The organism is Bradyrhizobium sp. 1(2017) (assembly GCF_011602485.2).
In the GTDB taxonomy this organism is placed as follows: Bacteria; Pseudomonadota; Alphaproteobacteria; order Rhizobiales; family Xanthobacteraceae; genus Bradyrhizobium.
This window is the reverse complement of record NZ_CP050022.2, coordinates 5,063,588-5,087,442: the sequence shown is the minus strand read 5'-3', so window position 1 is coordinate 5,087,442 and position 23,855 is coordinate 5,063,588. Positions and strand designations below refer to the sequence as shown.

Genomic DNA, 23,855 nt, shown 5'->3' with positions numbered 1-23,855 from the left:
ATGCGCAAAGGCGCGTTACTGGCTCACGACCAACTTTGGACGCGGCCGATCAGTGACGATTTCCTGCAACCGATCCGCCCACAGCTTCAAGGCTTCGCGCTTTTCATCGGCGTATTCGTAACGATTGTAGATCGCTGCTACGCCGCTGACTTTGCCTGATTTGTGGTTCAATATCGCTTCCGTCACTTCCTGCGTTACGCGTAGTTTTGCGAGTTCGGTTGAAACGGTCCGACGCAAATCATGCAGGTGCCAATCTGGCAATGCAGGTTTGCAATGCTTTTCGAGGGCAATCTTTCCGTTAGAGAAGCCGCTGAATGGCGTGGTGCCGATCGTTGTGAATACGTAGTCTGACATCTTGTCAGGTGAGATTGCCACTCGCGGTAGCGTCTTGATAATCGCGGTTGCCAGTTGCGGAAGCGGGACAATGTGGGCGCGACCGTTCTTCGTGCGCGATCCTTCAAACGTGATCGTATCAAACGTTTCAGACAGTTCGGACCACTTCAGGTTCGCGATTTCGTCGCGTCGTTGACCCGTCAACAAGAGCAATTTGACCAATGCCCCAAATGGATAGTCACAGGCCGTTGCGGCGTTCCACACAGCTTTGATTTCGTCGTGAGAAAGAACGCGGTCGCGGCTTTGTGGTTTAGGAGGGACGTCCGCGAGTTCGATCACGTTTTTGCCGATGGTGCGAATGACGGCTTTCCATCGAAAGAAGGTTGACAGCAGAGCGAATGCGTTTCGTCGCGCGCCGGGCGTTAGCTTGTCGATCAGCTTTTTAACGTCGCGATCATCGATCGTTCGAATGTCGCTGATATGCTTCCAGTTCGGCTTGATGTCCGTTTCGATGATGCGTTCGTATTCGTCGGCTGTGGATGCTTTGACGGGACGCCCTTTGAACCCGGTTGAGCGGGCGGCTTTGATGAATTCATCTAGCCAATATTCGAGGCTAAAGCGCTCGGTTTTCGATTGGCGTGGATCATGCCCGCGCTTTGCATCTTTTTTCACGCGTTCGGCCAATGCCCGCGCCTCGGTGATGTTGAGGACTTGCTTGCTAGATGGCCGCTCGATCCGCTCTAGGCCGGAGCCTTCCTCGTCATAGCGGCCTAGGGTGACTTTGGCGGCCTTGCCGTCCAGCTTGGTCCGAACGGCCCAGGACAACGCTCCAGACGGCTGCACAATGAGGTAGAGGCCGCTCACCGCGTCGTCAGGCACTTCCTGACGTGCATCGGTAGTCTTCAAATTCTTGATGAACGCGGCGGCGCGCTTGTGCTGTGCGGGGAGCATCGGTTTGTCCGGGTAACCGGCCGGGTAATTCCGGCGGCCTTATCGTGGCAGACCGAACCATACACGAACCGATGCCCAACGGAATCATAAACTACTGAATCAACAGCAATTTAACCGCTAAAGTCACCGCAATTAGACCGAGCCAAACCGAACCAAATTCGCCGAATTCTAATTACAAAACCGCTGCTCTACCGCTGAGCTAAGCCGGCGACGCTGGAAACACGGCAGGGCTCGGTATGCGCCGGGGCCGTCCGCCTGTGCGCGCCGCAATATCAGACTTGGGTGGAAAGTGCCAGAACCCGCGACGTATCGCGGACACGGAACAGGCGGCCTCGTGGGCCGCCTGTTCCGCTTCAGCAGACTTGTGGCGCCTTATTGGCAGATATGCTGGAGGCCGTCCGCGCCCTTGTACCAGGTGCCGGGGCGGCAAACGATGCCGTTGCGGGCCGCGTAAGTATCCCAATTGCCGTACCAACCCGTTTGGCCGCGGTTGTAGCCGCCGCCATAGCCGCCGGAGGTGTCATAGGCGTAGGAATTGCTCCAGCCGCGGAACGGCGCCGCTGCAACGGCTGCTGCGGTGCCGACCGCGGCGCCGGCAACTGCGCCCGCGGTGTTGACCGGCCAGAAGCCGCTGTCATAGCGGTTCTGCTGGCGATAGGCCGCCCGCCGGTTTTGTCGCTCTTGGCGGCTGGTGGCGTAGGGGCTGCCGGCACCCGCATTCAGACAATTGGCGCTGGCAAACATGGATTCGCAAGCGGCGGGATTGGTGATGGCTGATTGACCCATTGCGGGGCCCGCCAGCGCGGATGCAGCGATCGCGACCGCGCCGATCAGTTTGAGGCTCGTCATGGCGTTTCCTCCACGTTGATTGGCAACGGGTGGCTAAGCGCGGCAAACGCGGAGTCGTTCCTTCGTTTCGTCTGAGCGGGGTCACATCGACGTGAGCCCGCGGAGGATGTGCACTTCGTGCCCAGCAACCAACCCGACCGGCCCGCCCGAACGCGAGGTCCTCGCCATGGCCAGGCCGCGTACACCTCGTTAACGCTTCGCTAGTGCGCGTTGCGGCATTTGAGGGGCATGGAATCCTTCCGTGTTAGGCTTACCGGAAATTGGTGAGCAGGCCTTAACCCTCTCTGTGCCGCGTTCGGATAGGTTGTCGCCGGATAACCGGGGTCTCCTCATGCGCGCCGTGGCGCTTGCCGCCTTCCTGATCGGACTGCCTGCGACGGCGTTTGCCGGCGGCTTCGATATCGTCGTTCCCGGCCGTCCCGGCGTGCCGATCATCATCAACAACATCGACGCGTCCTACGCCGTGGTCGAAGGCACCTGGGGCCTGGGCAAGAACCAGCAGGTGCAGCCCACGATCTATGGCGGACGCTACATCGCCGAGCGGCAGCCCGACGACGTCGGCCACTATTATCCGACGCTCGGCCTGCGGCCCGGCTACGGCCGGCTCGAGGTCGAGCCGCCTGCGAACCGCAAATTGCCGAAGCCCGCCGAGAGCTATCATCAGAGCTGGGGCGCATCGTCCGCGCCCTTGCCGCCGCAGATGGACGTGCCCGTCGATCCGCCGCCGGTGATCTACGCGCCGGAGATCAACGAGCGTCCGCGGCCTCCGCGACCGCGGCCGCGCACAGAGATACCCGGCAGGCCGCCGGGTTGAGAAACGTGAAAATCCAAAAAACGGAAATCAACAGGAGAGAGTAATGCGTCAGATGATTTCGGGACTGGTCGCGGCCGCTGCCGTGATGTTCGCCGCTACCGCGCCCGCCGCGGCGTGCGGCTACACCACGTGCGCGCCGGTCGCGCCCGTCTATTCCGGCTGCAACACCGGCTGCGGTTATGGCTATGGCTACGGTTATGGCTATGGCGCTTATGAGCGTCTCGCCGATCCGGCCACGCAGTATTACTACGTCAACCAGGGGCCGACCTACACTGGGCCGGGCGCCTTCGCGCCGTATCCGACCTATCGTGAAGACGCGGTCGTCGCACCCGCCAATTACGGCTACGGCTATGGCTATCGCGCCGCCGTGGCTCCCCGCCCGTACTACCGTCCGTATCGCTACGGCTACGGCCCGCGCTATGGCTATCTGCCGCGCGTGCACTACGGCTACGGTCCGCGCTACGGCTATGCCCACCGCCACGCGCCGTATTACGGCGGTCACCGCGCGTTGCGCCGCTACTACTGATCTCTGATCGGTCGAGCCGACGAGACGCCCGTTCGCGTGATGCGGACGGGCGTTTTGCTTTTTGGCGTGAGCGTAGTGGCGATCGGAAACGCTTTAGCCGACAGCCCGCCTACGCCTGCCGGCTACGGCGTGGCAGCCCTCGTTCGCTTCGCACGGTGATGTTCTGAGCTGGCTTGCCAAGCCGAAGCTCGCGAAGCGAGCGAAGGCTGGTGGGGGAGGCAGGACTCGAACCTGCGAAGCCATGAGGCGGCTGATTTACAGTCAGCTCCCTTTGCCACTCGGGACACTCCCCCGCTCGACGGCAGCACAATCGGGCCGGACCTTGCCGGCGGACCGAAGACGGCCATGGAACGTGAAGGCCGCGACAACCCGGATCGGGGCGCGACCGGGCGCGTTTATGGGCGAAGCAGTGGGGCAAAGTCAACCGAGGCGAACTGCTAAAATCGCCTCCCAAGCCACCCAAATTGCCATATTCCGGCGCCCATGACACAAGCGGGCCCATGAAGGATCGAAAATTCGGCCCCAAGGGGGCGCGCGGCGGGGCTAAGCCCTTCAACAGGCCCGGGAAATCGGCCGGCCGTCCGGCCTGGCGCGAGCGTGATTCGGGATCCGACGGCCCTGTCATCCTCTATGGCTGGCATACCGTCACGATGGCGCTCGCCAACCCGCAGCGGCGGATCCGCAAGCTGACGCTGACCGAGAACGCCGCAAGGCGGCTCGCGGAAGAAAACATCGCAACCCGCATCGCCCCCGAGATCGTCCGGCCCCAGGAAATCGACCGTCTGCTGTCGCCGGACGCCGTGCATCAGGGCCTGCTCGCGGAGGCCGATCCTCTGCCGTCGCCCGACATCGAGACCTTGAAGCAGGAAGGCATGGTGCTGGTGCTCGACCAGATCACCGATCCGCACAATGTGGGGGCGATTCTGCGCTCGGCCGCGGCGTTCGCGGTGAAGGCGATCGTCACCACCGCGCGCCACAGCCCGGAAGCGACCGGCGTGCTCGCGAAGGCCGCCTCCGGTGCGCTCGAGCTCGTGCCTGTCATCACCGTGCAAAACCTCGCCCGCGCGCTCACTGCGCTGAACGAGCGCGGCTTCCAGACCGTCGGGCTCGACAGCGAGGGCAGCGAGGACCTCGGCGACGTCGCGCTGCGTGAGCCGCTTGCGCTGGTGCTCGGCGCCGAAGGCAAGGGCCTGCGGCAATTGACCCGCGAGACCTGCAGCGTCGTGGCGCGGCTCGACATGCCCGGCGAGATCAAGAGTCTGAACGTCTCCAACGCCGCCGTGCTCTCGCTCTATGTGGGCGCGAGCCGGCTCGGGCTGATGAAGCCCGGCGCGACGTCGTAGGGCGAAGGCAGACGTTACCCCAGCATCTCCCGCACCATCGGCATCACCTTGCGCCCATAGAGCTCGATGCTCCGCATCAGCTTCTCATGCGGCAAGGGGCCTGCTGAATATTTCAGCTGGAAGCGCGAGATGCCGAGCGCCTTGGCCGTCTTGGCGATCTTGCGTGCGACGGTCTCGGGCGAACCGACATAGAGCGAGCCGTGCTCGGCCTCGCTCGCGAACTCGTCGCGGCCCATCGGCGGCCAGCCGCGTTCCTTGCCGATACGGTCGCGCATGGCCTTGTAGTCGGGCCACAGCTCTTCGCGGGCCTGTGCGTCGGTCTCGGCGACATAGCCGGGCGAATGTACGCCGATCGGCTGCACGGTGCGGCCAAACTCCTTGAACGCGCGGTGATAGAGATCGACGTAAGGGGCAAAGCGCGCGGGATCGCCGCCGATGATCGCGAGCATCAGGGGCAGGTCGTAATGCGCGGCGCGCACCACCGATTGCGGGCTGCCGCCGACGCCGATCCAGGTTTTCAGCGTGCCGGTCTCGACCGGCGGATAGACCAGCTGATCCCGCAGCGGCGGACGCAGCTTGCCTTCCCAGCTCACCGGCTTCTGCGGCAGCAGGGCGGCGAACAGGTCGAGCTTCTCCTCGAACAGCTCTTCGTATTTGCGAAGGTCGAAACCGAACAGCGGAAAGGATTCGGTGAACGAGCCGCGGCCGAGGATCACCTCGGCACGCCCGTTTGAGAGCGCATCCAGCGTGGCGAAGCGCTGGAAGACGCGGATGGGATCGTCCGAGCTCAGCACCGTCACGGCGGACCCGAGATGGATCCGTTTGGTGCGCGCCGCGATGGCCGCGAGCGCTGTTTCGGGCGAGGAGATCGCGAAATCTCCGCGGTGATGCTCGCCGAGGCCGATGAAATCGAGGCCGAGCTCGTCGGCCAGCACGGCTTCGTCCACCACGTTGCGGATCACCTGCGCATGGGGAAGCATCGCGCCGGAGGCGTCCCTGGTGACGTCGCCAAAGGTATCCAGTCCGAATTCGAGCGGTGCGTTCATCGATCATGTCTCTGTGGGATGATCCGCCAGATCTAGGGGATTGCCGCCGTCCAACAAGGCGGCTTTCGGAAATGCTCGGTTTCCGTTTCTGGATTCTACCGCGCCATGCGCACGACCACCTTGCCGAGCGCAGCGCGCGTCTGCATCGTCCTGAACGCCTCGCGAAAATCCTCCAGCGCGAAGACGTGGCCGACCACGGGCTTCAGCCGGCCGTCGGCGAGCCAGCTCGTCAACTCCGACATCAGGCGCTTCTGCACGTCGGGCTCGCGCACGGGAATCTGTGCGAGGTCGACGCCGAGCAGGGCGCCGCCTTTCAGAAGCGGCAGATTGAACGGTAGTGCGGGGATGGAGCCTGCAGCAAAGCCGACCACGAGGTGGCGTCCGCGCCAGGCGATGGATCGAAAGGCCTGCACCGAGATCTCGCCTCCGACAGGATCGAAGATCACGTCGGCACCGTGCCCGTTGGTCAATGCCTTGAACTCGTCGCGCCAGCCGGCCTGCGTGTAGTCGATCACCGCATCGGCGCCGTGCGCGCGCGCAAACTCGCGCTTGTCCGGCGTCGACGCTGCCGCGATGACGCGCCCGCCGAGCAGCTTGCCGATCTGGACGGCCGCAATTCCGGTGCCGCCGGACGCACCCAGCACCAGAAGCTGTTCGCCTGCGACCAGCGAGGCGCGCGCGCTCAGCGCGTAGAGCGCAGTCAGATAATTGGCGCGAAACGACGCTGCGACTTCGGGCGCGACGCCGTCGGGCAGCGGATGGACCGCTTCAGGATTGACGACGATCTCTTCGGCGAGGGCGCCCGACCGCGTCATGCCCATCACGCGCATGCCGGCTCGGTAGCTGCCCGGTGCGCCGGGCGCGTCCGCCACCACCCCGCGAACTCCGTCCCGGGAATGAAGGGCAGGGGATCCTTGGTCTGATAGCGTCCCTCGATCTTCAAGCCGTCGACGAAGCCGATCCCGGCAGCCTCGATTTTGATGCGCAGCTGCCCGGGCTCTGCGCGGGGAGATGCAACCTCCTTCAAATCGATCTGATCGATAGGGGCATATCGCTCGACGACGACGGCTTTCATGTCGGACCTCGGTTCTTCAAGCTATCCTGACAGGTCCGCAGACTGGCCTCCAGTGTCTACCGCCACATCCCGCGCATCCGCGCCCCGATGTCGATCTTCGGGCCCTGCGCGGCGGTGCGCGCCCCGGCGGCTGCGGCCTTCGGCCAGGCGGTGCGCTCGAACAGATAGACCAGTTGCTCCGGGATGAAGCGGGTGCGCGAGGCGTAGACGTGGCGGTCGCCCTTGGCGGCCTGGCCGTGGACGAAGAAGCGCTGGGGAACGACGAGATGGAGATCGTCCTTGGCGCGCGTCATCGCGACGTAGAGCAGGCGGCGCTCCTCTTCGATCTCGGCGCTGGTGCCGGCGCCGAGATCGGACGGCATGCAGCCATCGACGACGTTGAGCACGAACACCGACTTCCACTCCTGGCCCTTGGCGGAGTGGATGGTGGAGAGGATCAGGTAGTCCTCGTCGCGCAAGGGCGGGCCGGACTTGTCGCTGGTCGCATCCGGCGGATCGAGCGTGAGCTCGGTCAGGAATTTCTCGCGCGAGGAATAGCCGCTGGCGATCTGCTCGAGCTGCATCAGATCGGCGCGGCGCGTCTCGGAATCCTCGTGGATGCGATCGAGATGCGGCTCGTACCAGAGACGCACGCGTTCCAGGTCGGCCGGCCATTCCGAATAGCGCAGATTCTGGGTCGTGCGGACGAAGTCGGTCCAATCAGTGCCGGTGCGTGCGGGCACCGGAAGCTGGCCGAGTGCGTTGAGCGGATCGGTGCTTTCGGCCATATGGTCGAGCACGCGCTGCGCCGTTGCGGGTCCGATGCCCGGCAACAGGTGCAGGATACGGAAGCCGGCGACGCGGTCGCGCGGATTCTCGGCGAAGCGCAACAGCGCCAGCACGTCCTTGACGTGCGCGGCGTCGAGGAATTTCAGTCCGCCGAACTTGACGAAAGGGATGTTGCGGCGGGTCAGCTCGATCTCCAGCGGACCCGAATGCGAGGACGTGCGGAACAGCACCGCCTGGTGCTTCAAGAGCGCGCCTTGCTCGCGGTTGGCCAGCACTTCCTCGACGATGTAGCGGGCCTGGTCGGCCTCGTCGTGCACGGTGACGAGCTGCGGCTTGTGCGAGGAGGTGCGGTCGGTCCAGAGGTTTTTCGTGAAGCGCTCGCGCGCAAGACCAATGACGCCGTTGGCGGCCGCCAGCACCGCTTGCGTCGAGCGGTAATTGCGGTCGAGCGTGATCATCTCGGCGCGGGGCGAGAAGCTCTGCGGGAAATCCAGGATATTGCGCACGGTGGCGGCGCGGAACGAATAGATCGACTGGGCGTCGTCGCCGACCACGGTGAGGCCGCGGCCGTCGGGCTTCAGCGCCAGGAGGATCGAGGATTGCAGGCGGTTGGTGTCCTGGTATTCGTCGACCAGCACGTGATCGAAGCGGCCGCCGATCTCGTCGGCGATCAGCCCGTCGCCCATCATCTGCGACCAGTAGAGCAGAAGGTCGTCGTAATCGAGCACGTGCTGGGCCTGCTTGGCCTCGACATAGGCCGCGAACAGGCCCTTAAGCTCGGCGGCCCATCCCGCGCACCAGGGATAGTGTTGGCCGAGCACCTTCTCGATCTCCATCTCGGCGTTGACGCAGCGCGAGTAGATCGACAGGCACGTGCCCTTGGCCGGAAAGCGGCTCTCGGTCTTCGACAGGCCGCGCTCGTGCCGGACCAGATTCATCAGGTCGGCGGAATCCTCGCGGTCGTGGATGGTGAAGGCGGGATCGACGCCGATCCGTTCGGCATATTCGCGCAAGAGGCGTGCGCCGATGCCGTGGAAAGTGCCGGCCCAGCTCAGCGCATCGCGCATGATCGCGGCGTTGTTCTCGCCCAGCACCTTGCGGGCGATCCGTTCCACCCGGCCGGCCATCTCGGCTGCCGCGCGGCGCGAGAACGTCATCAGGAGGATGCGGCGCGGATCGGCGTTGGCGACGATCAGATGCGCGACGCGGTGGGCGAGGGTGTTGGTCTTGCCGGAGCCGGCACCGGCAATGACGAGCAGGGGGGCGCCCACGGTCGCCCCTTCGGCCACGCCATGCTCGACGGCGCGGCGCTGCTCCGCATTGAGCGTGTCCAGATATGTCGCCACGAATCGCCCCGGTGAAAGGTTGAGAGTCGGCGATCCCGTCGCGAATCGCAATGCAGCTGGACGAAGCCGGGTTTAGGATTTAGGGGGAAAAGGCGGCCCGAAGTTCCAGCCCGAAGAGTGCGCGCGACATGACCGAGCTCAGGCCTGACCAGTTCGAGATGCGGCGGCTGGAATCGCTCAGCAACACCATTTTTGGCGTCGCCATGACGCTGCTGGCCTATGACCTGCCCAAGGCCGCGGTCTTCACCACCGCGCCCGACTGGCACGATCTCGCCCGGGTCTATTCCGGCAAGCTTGCCGGCTTTGCGCTCAGTTTCATCATTGCCGGGGTGTTCTGGATCAGCCATCACCGCCGGCTGGCACGCCAGCCCGTCGGCAGCCGCGGCATGGTCGTCCTCAACCTGTTCTTCCTGCTCTCGATCGTGCTGCTGCCGGTCACCAACGGCCTCTACACCAATTACGGCACGAGCAGCGCGGTCGCGGTGCTCTATGGCCTGCACCTGACCACGATCGCCGGCCTCAATGCCTGGCTGTGGTGGATCATCCTGCGCGGCTGGCGCCACGAGATCATGGCGTCGATGTTTCCGCTTGTCGTGTTCATCCCGGGCACGATCGTTGCGGCGTTTGCACCGCATATCGCGCCCTTCGTGTGGTTCATCGCCTTCGGGGGGCTCCTGATCCAGCGCTTCTACGTCGCGCCGAACCCATCGGCCGGCACGTAAAGCTTGACCGGGCGGATCTCGTAGACCGCGGTCGGATTGACCGCACGCAGCTTCTGCGCGGCCGCGATGGCCTCCTCCTCGGTGGCGCATTCCATCAGGTGGAAGCCCAGAAGCTGCTCCTTGGTCTCGGCAAACGGGCCGTCCAACACCATGCCCGCGCCGGGGCCGCGCAAGGTACGGGCCTTTCGGGTCTCATCCAGGCGGGCAGCCGGTCCGAACTGTCCACTGGCCCTCAGGGGCGCCTGAACCTCGATGACTTTGGCGACGACCGCAGCGTCCTGTTCAGGCGTCCAGGACATGACCTCGTCTTCCACATGGTAGGCCAGGATGGCGTAGAGCATCGGCACCTCGTTTCTTCTGCGCAGGTCCCAAGGACGTAGCACGGCGGTTCGTGCCGACAATCCGGAAAGCAAAATATTGCACGGCCGGCAAGCGACGAAACCGTCCGGAAACCCGATTGCGGCCTTGCCGTGTGAACGCCGCCGGAACCGGTCGCGACTGATGACCACAACAACAAGATTTCCGCTGGAGGCGGCAATGTCGGGTCACACCATCAAGACCGTTTGCAAGATCATCTGCGACGCACGGCGGGCGGGGCAATCCGAGCCGGCCGATCTGCACGACCAGACCGGCCATCACCGCTATTACGGCAGCTCGGCCGAGAACGGCGGCGAGCGGATCGTGGAGAGCCGGCGCGGCAAGCGCCCGCGCGCGTTCGGCATCTTCGGCTTCTAGAGCATGATCCGGAAAAATCGTCTCGCACGAACTGAGCCGGCGAGCCGTCGCCAGCCTTCCGATCACGGCAAATCCAAAAAGAAAAAGGCGCGGCGGGGAGGCCCCGTCGCGCCCGATTTCTTGCTCGCTGGTCCAGGGCTGAGAGCGCCCCGATGCCAAGCCTTTATCGAGAGCTTAGCGGGCGATCCCAGCGAGGTGACAGCGCTTGGTAAAAGACACTGGATCACCTCCTTTCGTTGGTTTCGGGAGATTTCAATATAGGCTGTAAGGCCGCCGCTGTTAAGGGGAGGCCGATCGGCCGGAACCTGGGCCTGTTCGTCAGGCCGCCAAGCTGCCGAAAAGGCCGTCGTCGCGGCAGTTGAGACCGCCGTCCGGCCGTGTTAGGGAGCGGCTTACGCGGGTGTAGCTCAATGGTAGAGCAGCAGCCTTCCAAGCTGAATACGAGGGTTCGATTCCCTTCACCCGCTCCATTGCCTTCAACGGCTTGGCGTATCGAGGACGTTTCATTCCGATACGTCGCGTTTGCCGGTGCTTTCAGCGAACAGGCCACGCCCCCTCAGGCCATACTGGCCGAACTCCCGATCTGATAGTAACAATACCCCGGCGTCGGGTGGTGGACATCTCACGCGGATGAATCCGTCCACGATCAGGAAGGATATTCGAGCTTGCAAGTCCCCGCCGCCCTGTCGGACCGAGCTGAAGAAATCCTCGTGTCAGCTTCCAAGCTATTTGCCCGCCACAGCTATGCGAACGTGACGATGGAGCAGGTCGCAGCGTCAGTTCGAGCGGTGCCGGGAGCGCTGTACCACTATTTCCGCGACAAGGACGAGCTGATCTTCCACTGCTACCTGCGCGGCCTTGCCATCTACAGACACGAAATCGAGACCGCCGCTGAGCCCGGCATCGACGGGCTCGAGGTCGTCAGACGCTTCATACGTGCCCGGCTGCGGCCTGAACGCCAGCGCATGATCCTGTTCACCGATATCGATGCGCTGGCCGCGTCTTACAGCAATGATGTCCATGCCAGGCGCTGGCAGAATGCCGCGCTGCTGGCCGAAATTCTGAAACGAGGCGTGGCTGACGGCTCGATCGCCTGCGACGAGCCGCTTCTCACGGCCGTCGCCCTCATCTCCATCCTGGACTGGGTTCCGTTCTGGCTCTCCGAGCGCGACTATTACACACGCCAGCAGGCGATTGATGCGATCGATGACATCATCGCGCATGGGGTTTACCGGCGTGAGATTGCTTTGCCGGACATGCCTGAACCGCCGAGCCTCGCACCCTTTCTCCAGGCGCGCGCGAAACTGAACAAGCGCGCCGCAAAGCTGGACAGGATGCTCTCGATTGCCTCGGATAGTTTCAATCGAAGGGGGGCGTCCGGCACGTCTCTCGAGAGCATCGCGGCGGATGCTGGCATGACCCGCGCCGGCATCTACTATCACTTCAGCGAAAAGGAGAGCCTCTTACTGGCTTGCCTGCGAAGGGGACTCGCTGGCGAGATAGGAATCCGGGAACATCTGCAAGATCTGGAGCTTGGAGCGTTCGACCATATGGTTCAGCGCGTGCGTCTGTTGTTGATGCTGCACGACACCCCCTGCGGCCCCAAGGCGACCTATCATAACATCAACTATCTCGGCGACGTTGACCGGAAGCACTTTGTCAAGCAGGTGCTCGCAACCATCGGGCAGGACCAGAACAACCATCAGCGCTGGATCGACGAGGGACTTTTCCGCAGCGTCGACACCTACTTCGCAGAACGTGTTCTGACTGGTATGAGCCATTGGTACCCGATCTGGTTCAGAGATGTGCGGGGCTGGTCACCGATGCAGATTGCCGATCATTTTTCGCGGCTGTTCCTCGGCGGCCTCAAGCCGCGTCGTCGCGCCTAAAGCGAAGATTCCGAGTTCCGGATTTCCGCGCCCTCTATCGCACCCGGGGAGGTCGATGTACGCCAAGGTCATCTGGGCCGTCGAAAGTTGACCTCGATTTCAATTTCCGGGGTGCGACAATCTTCGTGTTCAATCGCGGAATACGGCTTGCACCAAAACTTTACACAGTATTCAATATTGGTATAGCGAAGGTGGCGCGACCGACGTTCTGAATCAGCTTCGATCGCCAAGGAACAAGAACATGCAAAGGGAGAAGGTCAGGATGCACAAGCTCGTAATTGCTGCGGCGGCAGCGCTGACGGTGTTCGGAGGAGCGGCATTCGCGCAGGAAACCATCAAGATCGGCTACATCGATCCACTGTCCGGCGGCGGCGCCAGCGTCGGTGAAGGCGGCTTGAAGACGTTCCAGTATTTGGCCGACGAGATCAACGCCAAGGGCGGCATCCTGGGCCGCAAGATCGAGATTCTTCCCCTCGACAACAAGACCAATCCGCAGGAAAGCCTGGTGCAGGCGCAGAAGGCGATCGACGCCGGTGCCCGCTACATCACGCAAGGCAACGGCTCGTCAGTGGCCGCCGCGCTGTCCGATTTCGTCAGCAAGAACAACACGCGCAATCCCGGCAAGGAAGTCCTTTACTTCAACTATGCCGCTGTCGATCCGAGCCTGACCAATGAAAAGTGCAGCTACTGGCATTTCCGCTGGGATGCCAGCTCGGACATCAAGATGGAAGCGCTCACCAGCTATATGAAAGATGTCCCCGCGATCAAGAAAGTGTACTTGATCAACCAGGACTACTCCTTCGGCCAGTCGGTGCGCGCCGATGCGCGCAAGATGCTGGGCGCCAAGCGGCCAGACATCCAGATCGTCGGCGACGAACTGCATCCACTGCTGAAGATCACCGACTTCTCGCCTTACATCGCGAAGATCAAGGCTTCAGGCGCCGATAGCGTCGTTACCGGCAATTGGGGACAGGACATCGCACTGCTGCTCAAGGCAGCTGCCGATGCTGGCCTGAAGGTCAATTGGTACACCTATTACGCCGGCGGCGCCGGCGGCCCGACCGCGATCAAGCAGACCGGTCTCGACCATCAGGTGTTCCAGATCACGGAGGGCTTTGCCAATTCGGGCCACCAGTCCGCGATGGACTTCGAGAAGGCTTTCCGCGCCAAGGTCAATATGTCGCTGTGGTATCCGCGCGCGGTCAACGAGATGCGCATGTTCAAGGCCGCTGCCGAGAAGGCCAACTCGCTTGACCCCGCGAAGGTCGCCGCTGCCCTTGAGGATCTCAAATTCGAGGTGCTGGATGGTGGAGAGGGCGTCATGCGCAAGGATGATCACCAGTTCTTCCAGCCGATCTACATCTCCTCGTTCGGCAAGCTCGCTGCAAACGAGCCCTTCGACGAGGAAGGCACCGGCTGGGGATGGCACTTGGTTTCCAAGGTCGATACATCCAAGACGATGGTCCCCACCACCTGCAAGATGACCCGGCCGTAAGCCGTAAAGCCTTGCCTTTCCGCGGCCGATGACGGCCGCGGAAAGATCGTGGTTCGCATGGAGGGCCGACGAATTTGCCGAGGCCTTTCCGGTCCCGGCCAGGGGTGTGAATGCAGTGCTTGAACTGATCGTTATATCGACACTGAACGGCCTGCTTTTCGGCATGCTGTTGTTCTTGCTGTCGAGCGGCCTGACTGTCATCTTCAGCATGATGGGCGTGCTCAACTTCGCCCATGCCAGCTTCTATATGCTCGGCGCCTTTTTCGGCTTTCAGCTTACCAAATGGATCGGCTTCTGGCCGGCGCTGCTGCTGGCACCGCTGCTGGTCGGCGCGATCGGCATGGCGGTCGAACGCTACGGCCTGCGCAACACGCACAAGCACGGCCATGTTGCGGAACTGCTCCTGACCTTCGGTCTCGCGTTCGCGATCGAGGAAATCGTGGCGATGATGTGGGGCAGGAGCCCCGTGGACTACCGCGTGCCGGCGCTGCTCGACTTTCCGGCCTTCACGATCTTCTCGACCAATTATCCCGCCTACAAGATCTTCATGCTGGCGGTGTCGGTTCTGATCTTCATCGTTTTGCTGATCGTGCTCAAGCGCACGCGGGTGGGCCTGATCGTTCAGGCCGCGCTGACGCATCCCCACATGGTCGGGCATCTCGGTCACAATGTCGGACTCATATTCATGCTGGTATTCGGCGTCGGCAGCGCGCTGGCGGGAATTGCCGGCGTGATCGCCGGTCCGGCCTTGGTGACGCAGTCCGATATGGCAGCGGCGCTGGGGCCGATCCTGTTCGTGGTCATCGTGTTTGGCGGCCTTGGCTCCTTGCCGGGCGCCTTCATCGCCTCGCTCGTCATTGGTTTGGTGCAGACCTTTGCGGTTGCGCTGAACGGCTCGCTCGCCAGCGCCTTCGGTCCGCTCGATCCGTCGGCGGGGCCGTCCGTGCTCACCGACATCTGGAACGTCACGATCGCGCAGGTGGCGCCGATCGTGCCCTATCTGCTGCTGGTCATCATTCTGATCGTACGCCCCATGGGCCTGTTGGGGACGCGCGAATCATGAACGCCACGACGACTTCGACATCGAAGATTGCAGGCAAGCCCGCCGGCGACGGCCTGCGCTTCTACGGCGTCTGGCTGGTCGGCATCGCCGCGCTGATCGTGCTCCCGATGATCTTCTCCTCCGGCGGCTCGCTGACGTCCTTCAGCCTGATCGGCATCGCGATCGTCTTCGCACTGTCCTACAACATCCTGCTCGGCCAGACCGGACTGTTGTCGTTCGGCCATGCGGTGCATTACGGCCTTGGCGGCTTCGCGGCCTGTCATATGATGAATGCGGTGGTCTCGCACGGCTGGCCGATCCCGCTGCCGTTCATCCCGCTGTTCGGCGGGCTCGGCGGTCTCGTTTTCGCGATGATCATCGGCTGGGTGATGACAAAGCGGGCCGGCACCGTGTTCTCGATGATCTCGCTCGGGATTGCCGAATTGGTGGCATCCTCCTCGCTGATCTTGCGTTCCGTGTTCGGCGGTGAGTCCGGGATCTCGACCGACCGCACGGCTTTGCCGAAAATGTTCGGCTGGACGTTCGGTCCGCAGCTTCAGGTCTATTATCTGATAGCGTTCTGGCTGGTGATCTCCGCGATTGCGATGTACGCGCTGACGCGGACGCCGCTGGGGCGCATCAGCAACGCGGTGCGAGACAATCCCGAGCGCGTTCAGTTCATCGGCTACGATCCCCACGTGGTCCGCTACATCGCCTTCTGCTTTGCCGGATTTTTCGCCGGCGTCGCGGGAGGACTGGCTGCGATCAATTTCGAGATCGCCAACTCCGCCTATCTCGGCGCGATCCAATCCGGCCTCGTGCTGTTCTCGACCTTCATCGGAGGCGTTGCCTTCTTCTTTGGCCCGATCCTCGGTGCGATCCTCGTGACCTATCTGCAGCTTGGGCTGACCAGCGTTACCGGCGTGTGGCAGCTCTATTTCGGCATTATCTTCATCGGGATTGTGATGCTGTCGCCGGGCGGCATCGCCGGACTGGTCATGATGCACCGGCCGCTGGCGCGCGCGGGAACTCTACTGACGCTGCTTCCGTCCTACCTGGTCGCAGCAGTACCAACCATAGCGCTGGCTTGCGGCGTGATCCTGACGATCGAATCGATCGCGCGGGCGCATGGCGGTCAAAGCAATCCGATCCATCTGTTCGGGATTGCCTTCAATCCCGGCTCGGCAGTGACATGGGCGAGCGCGGCGTTTCTCGTCTTCGGCGGCTTCTTCGTCGCGCGCCTGAGCTGGCGGCGAGTCGCCGCTGCATGGGACCGTGCGGCGACGGTCGCGCGCGACCGGGGGTACCTGGCATGACAGCAGCCATCGAGGTCCGCGCTGTCGAAAAGCGCTTTGGCAATGTCGGCATCATCCGCGATCTCAATCTCAGCGTCGCGCAAGGTGAACGTCACGCCATCATCGGTCCGAACGGCGCCGGCAAATCCACGACGTTCAACTTGATCAGCGGCCATATCAAGCCGACCTCGGGTGAGGTGAGGCTGAATGGCGATGTGATCTCCGGGCTCAGGCCGTTCGAGATCAACCGGCGCGGCCTGTCGCGCTCGTTCCAGGTCACCAATGTGTTCTCGCGCATGTCGGTCTGGGAGAACGTCCGTTGTGCCGTGCTGTGGGCGACGGGCCATCGTTACGCCTTCTGGAAGAACGTCGACAGCCTGCCGGAGGTGCGCGAGCGGACCGCGCAGATCCTCGACGACATCCATCTGACGCATCGGTCCGACGTTCCGGCGGGCTTGCTGACCTACGCCGAGCAGCGCGAGCTCGAGATCGGGATCACCATCGCCAGCGGTGCCACCGTCGTGATGCTGGACGAGCCGACCGCCGGCATGAGCCATGCCGAGACCGATCGTGCGGTGTCGCTGATCCGGCGGCTGACGGAAGGCAAGACCCTCGTCATCGTCGAGCACGACATGAGCGTCGTGTTCGGACTCGCCGATCGCATTTCCGTGCTGGTCTACGGCCACATCATCGCATCGGGCACGCCGGAAGAGATCCGGCGCGATCCGAAGGTCAAGGAAGCCTATCTCGGCGAGGAAGCGCACTGATGCTCGAGGTCAGGGACCTGCACGCCTACTACGGCAAGAGCCACATTCTCCAGGGCGTCGACCTCGACGTGGCCGCGGGCGAGGTCGTGAGCCTGCTTGGCCGCAACGGTGTCGGGCGTTCGACCACGGTCAAGGCGATCATGGGCGAGGTTGCTCCGCAAGGTACGATCCGCTTCAAGGGCAAGGACATCGCCGGGCTGCCCAGCCACAGGATCGCGCGTCTCGGTCTCGGCTATGTGCCGGAGCATCGGGACATCTTTCCGGGTCTGACGGTTCGCCAGAATCTGCTCCTCGGCATCAAGGATACGCGACGGCCCGGCAAATGGCAGCTTCAGGACATGCTCGACATGTTTCCGAATCTCGCCGCGCGGGCCGACACGCCCGCAGGGGTGCTGTCGGGCGGCGAGAAGCAGATGCTCACGACCTGCCGGACCCTGATGGGCGACCCTGATCTCATCATGATCGACGAGCCGACCGAAGGTCTTGCCCCGTTGATCGTCCAGCAAGTCGGCGATCTCATTGCGCGCATCGCACAAGCCGGAGTCGCGATTCTCCTCGTCGAGCAGAAGCTGTCGATTGCGATGAAGATCTCCAACCGCGTCTACGTCATGGGACACGGCCGCGTGGTCTTCGAAGGGACGCCCGAGCAGCTGAAGTCGAACGGCGACGTTCGGGCGCAATGGCTGGAAGTGTGAGGCGGCGCGCATCCGCTCGTCAAATGCAGCGTTCGAGTTGTTGGGCGGCTCTCCGGCCTGACGGCGTTCTCCGCGCGTGAACGCGGCCGGGACCTCATGCGTGGTGTCCGCACCGGTGGGACACAACGCCGCCACTGGTTGGTGTCTTCGTCGCCTCGCCCATGGTCCGCCTAATCGCACGGGAACGAAATAACGTCATAGTGAATTACTTCTCCTTGTAACCGTAGGAGACTGTGATGCGACCAACAAAGGTTCTCTTAGCGATCGGTTTCGTCGCTGCCGCCGCAACTGCTATTCCCAGCGCGGCTGACGCCCGTGGTGGCCGCGGATTCCATGGCGGCGGTGCACATTTCCACGGGGGCGGCGCACGTTTCCACGGCGGTGGTGCGCATTGGCACGGCGGCGGAGCACGTTGGGCCGGCGGCGGTCGCTATTATCGTGGCGGCTATCGCGGAGGCTATTACGGTCCCCGTTGGGGCGCCGCAGCTGTCGGTGTGGCGGCGGGTGCTGCGCTTGGAGCTGCCGCTGCGTACGGTTCATCCTGTTATCAGCAGCAATGGAATGGTTACAGCTACGTGACTGTGAGGGTTTGCTAGGCCGTATACCTGCAAACTTGGCAGCGTTACGTGACCGGTGACTATGTCGCAATGCTCCTATAGCGACCAGGTTCGTGCGGCAGCGCAATGTGTCTCGATGGGCCAAGATCCGAGATCAATGGTCCGTCAGTCGTGTTTGCTGGACGAGCTAGCGTCACCGTGTTCCGGCTTGTCCAGCTAGCTGGCTATAATTGCCGCTGCCCCTGATGCCGCTGTACGGATGATCGATACTTCGATTGTCCGCTTGAGCACGACAGCGCCGCGATCCTCGAGATCGACCGCGCCAGAGGCCGCTCTTCGCTTTCCTCCACCGCACGGGCTGCCGGCCGCCTATCGCGACGGTGCACTCGGTGAGCACTGCAGCTTGCATCGGCAGGTGCTGAACGGCTACAAGGTCGTGGTCGCCGCGTGGGGAGGGGGATCTCGATCGCGCGAAGGCGCGTCGCATCCTTGATGGCGAGATCGTACCTTCGAGCGAGACCCTCCAGATCGACCCGGCCGGTGCCAGCGCGCCCGTCGCGGGCCTGCAAACGTCTTGAACGCGCGGAATTTGGCTGACGATGGCGATACTTTCGATCGAGCCCTTGACGAGGCGGGCGTTCGCTCCGTTCGGCGAGGTCGTCGAGACGGAAGGATTGACACCGCTGTCGATCAACCAGGGCTATGCCTCGCGCTACAATGAACTCGCCAATGTCGATGTCGGCGCGGAAGGCGGGCAAATCAACATCAGCTGGTTTGTCGCCTCTGTGCGGCCCGCGCCGATCGCGATTCGCCTGATGGAGCGTCATCCGCTTGGAAGCCAGCTGTTCATGCCGCTGAACGGAGGGGACTGGTTGGTCGTCGTTTGCACGGACCCGCGCGCGACGTCGAGCTATCGGGCGTTCGCGGCCAATGGCAAGCAAGGCGTGAACTATGGCCGAAACTGCTGGCATCACCCGCTTCTGGTTCTGAAGGACGCAAGCTCGTTCCTCGTCGTCGATCGAAAGGGCGGTGGCGACAATCTCGAAGAATATTGGCTGGACGAGATCATCCAGCTCGATCCCGGCACAGCCGCAAGCTCGCCCCGGTAGCGTCCAACGAGGCTTTAGATGTCATCGCAAACCTATCATATCCCGCAGGGTGGTCTTCCGCCCCAGACCGATCTTCTGAGCGGCCGGGCGGTCTTCACGAACGCGTATGCCGTCATCCCGAGCGGCGTGCAGCGCGATATCGTCGTCAGCCATCTGCCGCACTGGGACGGCACGCGCGTCTGGGTGCTGGCGCGACCGCTCTCCGGATTCGCCGAGACGTTTTCCCATTACCTCATGGACGTCGCGCCGGGCGGAGGAAGTGAAGGTCCCGAGCCGGACAAGGACGCCCAAGGGGCGTTGTTCGTCGTCGGCGGCGATTTGATCCTCAAGCTGGTGGACGGTGAGCGTGAGCTCAGGCCCGGCAGCTTCGCCTATCTGCCGCCTGGCTGCGCCTGGAGCATTCGTAATCGCGGCGAGAAGCCGGCGCAGCTGCACTGGATACGCAAGCTGTATCAGCGCGTGCCCGGATTGGCCGAGCCCGAGCCGATCGTGACCCATGCAGACTCGGTTGAACCTGTCGCGATGCCGGGGACCGAGGGGCGATGGGCAACCACGCGCTTCATCGATCCGGCCGACATGCGGCACGACATGCACATCAACATCGTGACGTTCGAGCCGGGTGCGTCGATCCCCTTCGCAGAGACGCACGTCATGGAGCACGGCCTATACGTCCTCGAGGGCAAGGCCGTGTACCGCCTGAATCGGGACTGGGTCGAGGTCGAGGCCGGCGACTATATGTGGCTGCGCGCCTTCTGCCCGCAGGCCTGCTACGCAGGAGGCCCCGGCCGGTTTCGCTATCTGCTCTACAAGGACGTCAACCGGCACATGAATCTGCGGCAGGGACCTCCGCTGATCTGATCCCCAGCAACCCGCCCGTGCCATCGAGCGGTTGCAGGAACCATCATCCCACGCATGAGTTGGCCGGTCGGGCAGGGCGAAAGTCACACGAGGCCGACCGTGCAAGACGATATGCGCGTGCGCTCCACGGCGCAAATCGCGGGTCATCCGATTCATCCGATGCTGGTGCCGATCCCGATCGCGTGCTTCACCGGTGCGTTACTGACCGACATCGCCTATGTCGCCAGCGCCGAGATCATGTGGGCGGATTTTTCCGCCTGGCTTCTGGTGGTCGGGGTCGTCTTCGGTGTGCTCGCCGCGATCGCAGGCCTGACCGATTTCCTCGGCAATCGCCTCGTCCGGAAACAGCCGCCGGCCTGGCCGCATCTGATCGGCAACGCCGTGGTGCTGATCCTCGCAATTTTCAACACGATGATCCACATGCGCGATGGCTGGACCTCGGTGTGGCCGACCGGGCTCGTGCTTTCGGTGATCACCGTGCTGATCCTGCCCGTCACCGGCTGGCTCGGCTGGGCCATGGTCTATCGGCACGGCGTGGGAGTTGCGCGATGAAGTCTTCGATTGTCCGCGCCCTGTTGTGCACCTCATTGCTGTGCCTTGGCGGCTGCAACGACGGCAGTGGCGATCCCAAGGCGCAAATCGGCCCCAATCCGGCGCTGCCGGACTTCCAGCAATATCTGCTGCCGCCGATCCACATCGCCCGCATCGTCGGCTGGAAGAAGGACGAGACGCCCACCGTCGCGCAGGGCTTGCAGGCCAAGGCGTTCGCGACCGGCCTGCAGCATCCGCGCTTTCTCTACGTACTGCCCAATGGCGACGTGCTGGTGGTGGAGTCCAAGGCGCCGAAGGGGGCTCCGATCAAGCGTCCCAAGGAATTCGTGATGGGCTACATCGAGTCCTGGGCGACATCGGGCGGCGGCGACACCGGGCCGGGTAACCGCATCACGCTGCTGCGTGACAGCAACGGCGATGGTGTGCCCGACACGCAAAGCGTCTTCCTCGACCATCTCAATTCGCCGTTCGGCGTCGCGCTGGTCGGCAATGATCTCTACGTCGCCAACACCGACGCGATCGTCAAATATCCCTACACCGAGGGCGATACCAGGATCTCGGCGCCGGGCAGGGTGCTGACGCCGCTGCCGGGCGGGCCGATCAATCATCACTGGACCAAGAGCCTGGTCGCGAGCCCCGACGGATCGAAGCTCTACGCGGGTGTCGGCTCCAACAGCAATATCGCCGAGAACGGCATGGAGGCCGAGCACAACCGCGCCGCCATCCTCGAGATCGACCGCAGCAGCGGCCGCTGGCGCGTGTTCGCGAACGGCCTGCGCAATCCGAACGGCCTCAGCTTCGAGCCGCAGACCGGCGCGCTGTGGACGGTGGTGAACGAGCGGGACGAGATCGGTCCCGATCTCGTCCCTGACTACATGACCGCGGTGAAGGACGGCGGCTTCTACGGCTGGCCGTACAGCTATTGGGGCCGGCACGTCGATCCCCGCGCCAAACCGGAGCGGCCCGACCTCGTCGCCAACGCGATCGTGCCGGACTATGCGTTGAGCTCGCATGTCGCTCCGCTCGGCATGGTTTTCAACACCGGCACCGGACTGCCGGCCTCCTATCGGGGGGCGCGTTCGTCGGTGAGCACGGCAGCTGGAACCGGCAGGCTCTGAACGGCTACAAGGTCGTGTTCGTGCCGTTTGCGGACGGCAAGCCGAGCGGACCGGCGCAGGACGTCGTGACCGGCTTCCTCGACAGCGACAATCAGGCGCGCGGACGCCCCGTCGGCGTCGCCATCGACAAGACCGGCGCGCTGCTGGTTGCCGACGACAGCGGCAACACGGTCTGGCGCGTGACCGCGACCCATCCGCAACTGACGCAACGTTAAGCCCGCCGGCGCGTTGTCGGGCAGACGGTTTCGGAACGCCAGGGAGTTGGACCATGGGCCTTGCTCAATATGCCATCGTGCCGGTGCAGGACGAATGGGGCGTGCTGCACGACGGCGACGTCAAGAGCAGGTACGCCACCAAGGAAGCTGCATTCGAGTCGGCGGTCGCCGCAGCATCCCTCGCGCTTCGCGAGGGACATGAAGTGCATGTCAGCGTGCCTGGCCGCGAAGCCGGCGAGAACGCACTCGGCATCTAGAGCCCGACCACGGCGCAGCATTTTGGCTGAGTCCCCGCGGCGTGCCGAATGCTCCGGACCCGGCCAGGATGACCCCGCAGCGCGCCAAGAAGACCCCGAGGCACACCGATCCCGGCCACACATCCTAGAGCGGGCATGCTCTGCGGCTGACGCCGCAGTGCCATTCGGAACCGTCATTTCCGCGTCTTGAATCTGCAGGTAAGACCGACCTGCTGGCGCAATCTGCGCCCGCTGGGCAGGCGATATCTGGAATGCGGCTCTTGAAATCTGACGGCAGGCTCATCGGGGTTCTGCTGGTGCTGGCGATTACCCAACTGGTCGGATGGGGCACGATCGGGCTACCTGCGATCGTCGGCCGCGACATTGCCGCGGATCTGGGCATGAGCCTGCCGGCCGTGTTCGCCGGGACCTCCGTCCTTTATGTCACCATGGGGTTGTGCGCGCCCTGGCTTGCCAGGGCCTTTGCGCGGCACGGCGCGCGCAAGGTCATGATGATCGGGACGGTCGTCACCGTACCCGGCTTCGTGCTTCTGTTCTTCGCGCGCGAGCCGATGCTTTACTTCGCGGCCTGGATCGTCTTTGGCCTGGCCGGCAGCGCCACGCTCTCGACCGGCGCCTATATCATGCTGAACGAGGTTGCCGGGCGGCAGGCCAGGAGCGCCATTGGCGCGCTGATGCTGGTGACCGGACTGTCCAGCAGCATCTTCTGGCCGACCACGTCGTTTCTCAGCGGTCACCTCGGTTGGCGCGGGACGTGCCTTGTCTATGCCGCCATGCTGCTTCTCGTTTCGCTTCCGCTCTATGCGTTCGCAGCACCGCGCCGGACCGTCGCGAAGGAGGACGGCGCCACGCCGGCAAAGCACGCGGACGTGCCGCGGACTCCGCGAAGCACGTTCGGCCTCGTCGTTTGTGCGACTACCCTCAATGCGTTCGTCACTTTCGGCCTCAGCGCCGTGTTCGTCGAGCTGCTACGGGCGGAGGGGCTGGCGCCGGCGCAGGCGATCGCGTTCGGCTCCATGCTCGGTGTGGTCCAGGTCAGCGCCCGCGGGCTGGATTTCCTCGGCGGAGGACGGTGGGACGGGATCACGACCGGGCTCGTCGCCGGCACGGCGCTGCCCGTGGCCATGCTGCTCCTGATGCTGAGCGAGGGCGCGACCTGGGCGGTCGCGGTCTTCATCCTGCTCTATGGCGCCGGCAGCGGCGCGATGGCGGTGGCGCGGGCGACGATCCCGCTCGTGTTCTACGACCAGGCCGAATTCGCCAAGGCAACTTCGATGATCGCGCTGCCGCTCAATCTCGCCTCCGCGGTTTCACCGCCGCTGCTCGCCGGCCTGCTGACCCAGTTCGGCGGCCGCGGTGCGCTCGGTCTCACCTTCGTCTGCTCCTGTGGGGCAGTGTTGATCCTGGTCCTGCTGGGACGGCGACGGCCGCGAACCGCCGCCGCGGTCCTGACCTAGGCTATTCGCGGCGCGGAATTCGACGTCCACGACCGATCCTG

General features: G+C 63.7%; 21 protein-coding genes, 2 tRNA genes and 2 pseudogenes. 18 read left to right on the top strand and 7 right to left on the bottom strand.

From position 1 onward, the window contains the following. Nucleotides 1-15: 15 nt before the first annotated feature. Together HAP40_RS24205 and HAP40_RS24200 are read right to left on the bottom strand one after the other, a co-directional pair. Nucleotides 16-1,284 carry a tyrosine-type recombinase/integrase gene (locus HAP40_RS24205; RefSeq protein ID WP_166815379.1) on the bottom strand — a complete coding sequence of 423 codons (1,269 nt, stop codon included), beginning with the start codon at nt 1,282-1,284 and terminating at the stop codon, nt 16-18. Nucleotides 1,285-1,656: 372 nt separating this feature from the next. Beyond that, nucleotides 1,657-2,133 carry a hypothetical protein gene (locus HAP40_RS24200; RefSeq protein ID WP_166815380.1) on the bottom strand — a complete coding sequence of 159 codons (477 nt, stop codon included), beginning with the start codon at nt 2,131-2,133 and terminating at the stop codon, nt 1,657-1,659. A gap of 331 nt (nt 2,134-2,464) precedes the next feature. Here HAP40_RS24200 and HAP40_RS24195 point away from each other — a divergent pair, with 331 nt between their 5' ends. Together HAP40_RS24195 and HAP40_RS24190 are read left to right on the top strand one after the other, a co-directional pair. After that, nucleotides 2,465-2,947, top strand: a complete 483-nt coding sequence (locus HAP40_RS24195; protein WP_166815381.1) for a hypothetical protein — start codon at nt 2,465-2,467, stop codon at nt 2,945-2,947. 43 nt (nt 2,948-2,990) lie between these two features. Beyond that, entirely contained in the window at nt 2,991-3,473 is a 483-nt protein-coding gene (locus tag HAP40_RS24190; RefSeq protein WP_166815382.1) for a hypothetical protein, read from the top strand. 207 nt (nt 3,474-3,680) lie between these two features. Here HAP40_RS24190 and HAP40_RS24185 read toward each other — a convergent pair. Then, nucleotides 3,681-3,766: transfer RNA gene (locus HAP40_RS24185), tRNA-Tyr, on the bottom strand. Between the two features lie 207 nt (nt 3,767-3,973). On the opposite strand from HAP40_RS24185, the gene rlmB reads away from it, so the two are divergent. Continuing rightward, nucleotides 3,974-4,816, top strand: a complete 843-nt coding sequence (gene rlmB / locus HAP40_RS24180) for a 23S rRNA (guanosine(2251)-2'-O)-methyltransferase RlmB (RefSeq protein WP_166815383.1) — start codon at nt 3,974-3,976, stop codon at nt 4,814-4,816. Between the two features lie 14 nt (nt 4,817-4,830). Here rlmB and HAP40_RS24175 read toward each other — a convergent pair whose 3' ends face one another. The 3 genes and pseudogenes from HAP40_RS24175 to HAP40_RS24165 all read right to left on the bottom strand — a co-directional run bounded on the left by HAP40_RS24175 (nt 4,831) and on the right by HAP40_RS24165 (nt 9,051). Further along, on the bottom strand, nt 4,831-5,862 hold the full coding sequence (locus HAP40_RS24175) for an LLM class flavin-dependent oxidoreductase (RefSeq protein WP_166815384.1): 1,032 nt from the start codon (nt 5,860-5,862) through the stop codon (nt 4,831-4,833). Nucleotides 5,863-5,957: 95 nt separating this feature from the next. Further along, nucleotides 5,958-6,937, bottom strand: a pseudogene (locus tag HAP40_RS24170) (NADPH:quinone oxidoreductase family protein). A 56-nt stretch (nt 6,938-6,993) separates the two neighbouring features. Beyond that, nucleotides 6,994-9,051 carry an ATP-dependent helicase gene (locus HAP40_RS24165; RefSeq protein ID WP_166815386.1) on the bottom strand — a complete coding sequence of 686 codons (2,058 nt, stop codon included), beginning with the start codon at nt 9,049-9,051 and terminating at the stop codon, nt 6,994-6,996. A 128-nt stretch (nt 9,052-9,179) separates the two neighbouring features. Here HAP40_RS24165 and HAP40_RS24160 point away from each other — a divergent pair, with 128 nt between their 5' ends. Further along, nucleotides 9,180-9,773 carry a TMEM175 family protein gene (locus tag HAP40_RS24160; RefSeq protein WP_166815387.1) on the top strand — a complete coding sequence of 198 codons (594 nt, stop codon included), beginning with the start codon at nt 9,180-9,182 and terminating at the stop codon, nt 9,771-9,773. Here the strand turns inward: HAP40_RS24160 and HAP40_RS24155 are convergent. Then, nucleotides 9,740-10,114, bottom strand: coding sequence for a YciI family protein (locus tag HAP40_RS24155; RefSeq protein WP_166815388.1), 375 nt, complete (start codon nt 10,112-10,114; stop codon nt 9,740-9,742). The two genes, HAP40_RS24160 and HAP40_RS24155, sit on opposite strands and share 34 nt — an antisense overlap. Nucleotides 10,115-10,310: 196 nt before the next feature. On the opposite strand from HAP40_RS24155, the gene HAP40_RS24150 reads away from it, so the two are divergent. The 14 genes and pseudogenes from HAP40_RS24150 (at nt 10,311) to HAP40_RS24085 (ending at nt 23,814) form a co-directional block, all read left to right on the top strand. Further along, entirely contained in the window at nt 10,311-10,508 is a 198-nt protein-coding gene (locus HAP40_RS24150; RefSeq protein WP_166815389.1) for a hypothetical protein, read from the top strand. Between the two features lie 396 nt (nt 10,509-10,904). Next, a tRNA-Gly gene (locus HAP40_RS24145) sits at nt 10,905-10,978 on the top strand. Between the two features lie 195 nt (nt 10,979-11,173). Next, nucleotides 11,174-12,397 carry a TetR/AcrR family transcriptional regulator gene (locus HAP40_RS24140; protein ID WP_166815390.1) on the top strand — a complete coding sequence of 408 codons (1,224 nt, stop codon included), beginning with the start codon at nt 11,174-11,176 and terminating at the stop codon, nt 12,395-12,397. Between the two features lie 262 nt (nt 12,398-12,659). Further along, nucleotides 12,660-13,892, top strand: coding sequence for a branched-chain amino acid ABC transporter substrate-binding protein (locus tag HAP40_RS24135; protein ID WP_166815391.1), 1,233 nt, complete (start codon nt 12,660-12,662; stop codon nt 13,890-13,892). 115 nt (nt 13,893-14,007) lie between these two features. Then, nucleotides 14,008-14,955: a branched-chain amino acid ABC transporter permease gene (locus HAP40_RS24130; protein WP_166815392.1), complete on the top strand. Its 948-nt coding sequence runs from the start codon at nt 14,008-14,010 to the stop codon at nt 14,953-14,955. Beyond that, a complete protein-coding gene (locus tag HAP40_RS24125) occupies nt 14,952-16,250 on the top strand; it encodes a branched-chain amino acid ABC transporter permease (RefSeq protein ID WP_166815393.1) in 1,299 nt (432 codons plus the stop codon). Before HAP40_RS24130 ends, HAP40_RS24125 begins: the two co-directional genes overlap by 4 nt. After that, complete coding sequence (locus tag HAP40_RS24120; RefSeq protein WP_166815394.1) at nt 16,247-16,996, top strand: ABC transporter ATP-binding protein; 750 nt, start codon at nt 16,247-16,249, stop codon at nt 16,994-16,996. Before HAP40_RS24125 ends, HAP40_RS24120 begins: the two co-directional genes overlap by 4 nt. Then, complete coding sequence (locus HAP40_RS24115; protein WP_166815395.1) at nt 16,996-17,691, top strand: ABC transporter ATP-binding protein; 696 nt, start codon at nt 16,996-16,998, stop codon at nt 17,689-17,691. Before HAP40_RS24120 ends, HAP40_RS24115 begins: the two co-directional genes overlap by 1 nt. A 1,156-nt stretch (nt 17,692-18,847) precedes the next feature. After that, the gene (locus HAP40_RS24110; protein ID WP_166815396.1) at nt 18,848-19,357 is read left to right on the top strand and encodes an ureidoglycolate lyase; all 510 of its coding nucleotides are present in this window, start codon (nt 18,848-18,850) and stop codon (nt 19,355-19,357) included. A gap of 18 nt (nt 19,358-19,375) precedes the next feature. Continuing rightward, a complete protein-coding gene (locus HAP40_RS24105) occupies nt 19,376-20,215 on the top strand; it encodes a bifunctional allantoicase/(S)-ureidoglycine aminohydrolase (protein WP_166815397.1) in 840 nt (279 codons plus the stop codon). A 99-nt stretch (nt 20,216-20,314) separates the two neighbouring features. Next, the gene (locus HAP40_RS24100; RefSeq protein WP_166815398.1) at nt 20,315-20,767 is read left to right on the top strand and encodes a DUF2231 domain-containing protein; all 453 of its coding nucleotides are present in this window, start codon (nt 20,315-20,317) and stop codon (nt 20,765-20,767) included. Next, nucleotides 20,764-22,100: pseudogene (locus HAP40_RS24095) on the top strand (PQQ-dependent sugar dehydrogenase). The gene HAP40_RS24100 and the pseudogene HAP40_RS24095 overlap by 4 nt, the downstream one beginning before the upstream one ends. 53 nt (nt 22,101-22,153) lie before the next feature. Beyond that, a complete protein-coding gene (locus tag HAP40_RS24090) occupies nt 22,154-22,357 on the top strand; it encodes a hypothetical protein (protein ID WP_063682698.1) in 204 nt (67 codons plus the stop codon). A gap of 251 nt (nt 22,358-22,608) precedes the next feature. Then, nucleotides 22,609-23,814: an MFS transporter gene (locus tag HAP40_RS24085; RefSeq protein ID WP_166815400.1), complete on the top strand. Its 1,206-nt coding sequence runs from the start codon at nt 22,609-22,611 to the stop codon at nt 23,812-23,814. Nucleotides 23,815-23,855: the final 41 nt, after the last annotated feature.

What these genes read in the sequence shown, in the direction of transcription:
- HAP40_RS24205 (WP_166815379.1), bottom strand. Translation starts at nt 1,284, where the DNA reads ATGCTCCCCGCACAGCACAAGCGCGCCGCCGCGTTCATCAAGAATTTG.
- HAP40_RS24200 (WP_166815380.1), bottom strand. Translation starts at nt 2,133, where the DNA reads ATGACGAGCCTCAAACTGATCGGCGCGGTCGCGATCGCTGCATCCGCG.
- HAP40_RS24195 (WP_166815381.1), top strand. Translation starts at nt 2,465, where the DNA reads ATGCGCGCCGTGGCGCTTGCCGCCTTCCTGATCGGACTGCCTGCGACG.
- HAP40_RS24190 (WP_166815382.1), top strand. Translation starts at nt 2,991, where the DNA reads ATGCGTCAGATGATTTCGGGACTGGTCGCGGCCGCTGCCGTGATGTTC.
- rlmB (WP_166815383.1), top strand. Translation starts at nt 3,974, where the DNA reads ATGAAGGATCGAAAATTCGGCCCCAAGGGGGCGCGCGGCGGGGCTAAG.
- HAP40_RS24175 (WP_166815384.1), bottom strand. Translation starts at nt 5,862, where the DNA reads ATGAACGCACCGCTCGAATTCGGACTGGATACCTTTGGCGACGTCACC.
- HAP40_RS24160 (WP_166815387.1), top strand. Translation starts at nt 9,180, where the DNA reads ATGACCGAGCTCAGGCCTGACCAGTTCGAGATGCGGCGGCTGGAATCG.
- HAP40_RS24155 (WP_166815388.1), bottom strand. Translation starts at nt 10,114, where the DNA reads ATGCTCTACGCCATCCTGGCCTACCATGTGGAAGACGAGGTCATGTCC.
- HAP40_RS24150 (WP_166815389.1), top strand. Translation starts at nt 10,311, where the DNA reads ATGTCGGGTCACACCATCAAGACCGTTTGCAAGATCATCTGCGACGCA.
- HAP40_RS24135 (WP_166815391.1), top strand. Translation starts at nt 12,660, where the DNA reads ATGCACAAGCTCGTAATTGCTGCGGCGGCAGCGCTGACGGTGTTCGGA.
- HAP40_RS24125 (WP_166815393.1), top strand. Translation starts at nt 14,952, where the DNA reads ATGAACGCCACGACGACTTCGACATCGAAGATTGCAGGCAAGCCCGCC.
- HAP40_RS24120 (WP_166815394.1), top strand. Translation starts at nt 16,247, where the DNA reads ATGACAGCAGCCATCGAGGTCCGCGCTGTCGAAAAGCGCTTTGGCAAT.
- HAP40_RS24115 (WP_166815395.1), top strand. Translation starts at nt 16,996, where the DNA reads ATGCTCGAGGTCAGGGACCTGCACGCCTACTACGGCAAGAGCCACATT.
- HAP40_RS24110 (WP_166815396.1), top strand. Translation starts at nt 18,848, where the DNA reads ATGGCGATACTTTCGATCGAGCCCTTGACGAGGCGGGCGTTCGCTCCG.
- HAP40_RS24105 (WP_166815397.1), top strand. Translation starts at nt 19,376, where the DNA reads ATGTCATCGCAAACCTATCATATCCCGCAGGGTGGTCTTCCGCCCCAG.
- HAP40_RS24090 (WP_063682698.1), top strand. Translation starts at nt 22,154, where the DNA reads ATGGGCCTTGCTCAATATGCCATCGTGCCGGTGCAGGACGAATGGGGC.
- HAP40_RS24085 (WP_166815400.1), top strand. Translation starts at nt 22,609, where the DNA reads ATGCGGCTCTTGAAATCTGACGGCAGGCTCATCGGGGTTCTGCTGGTG.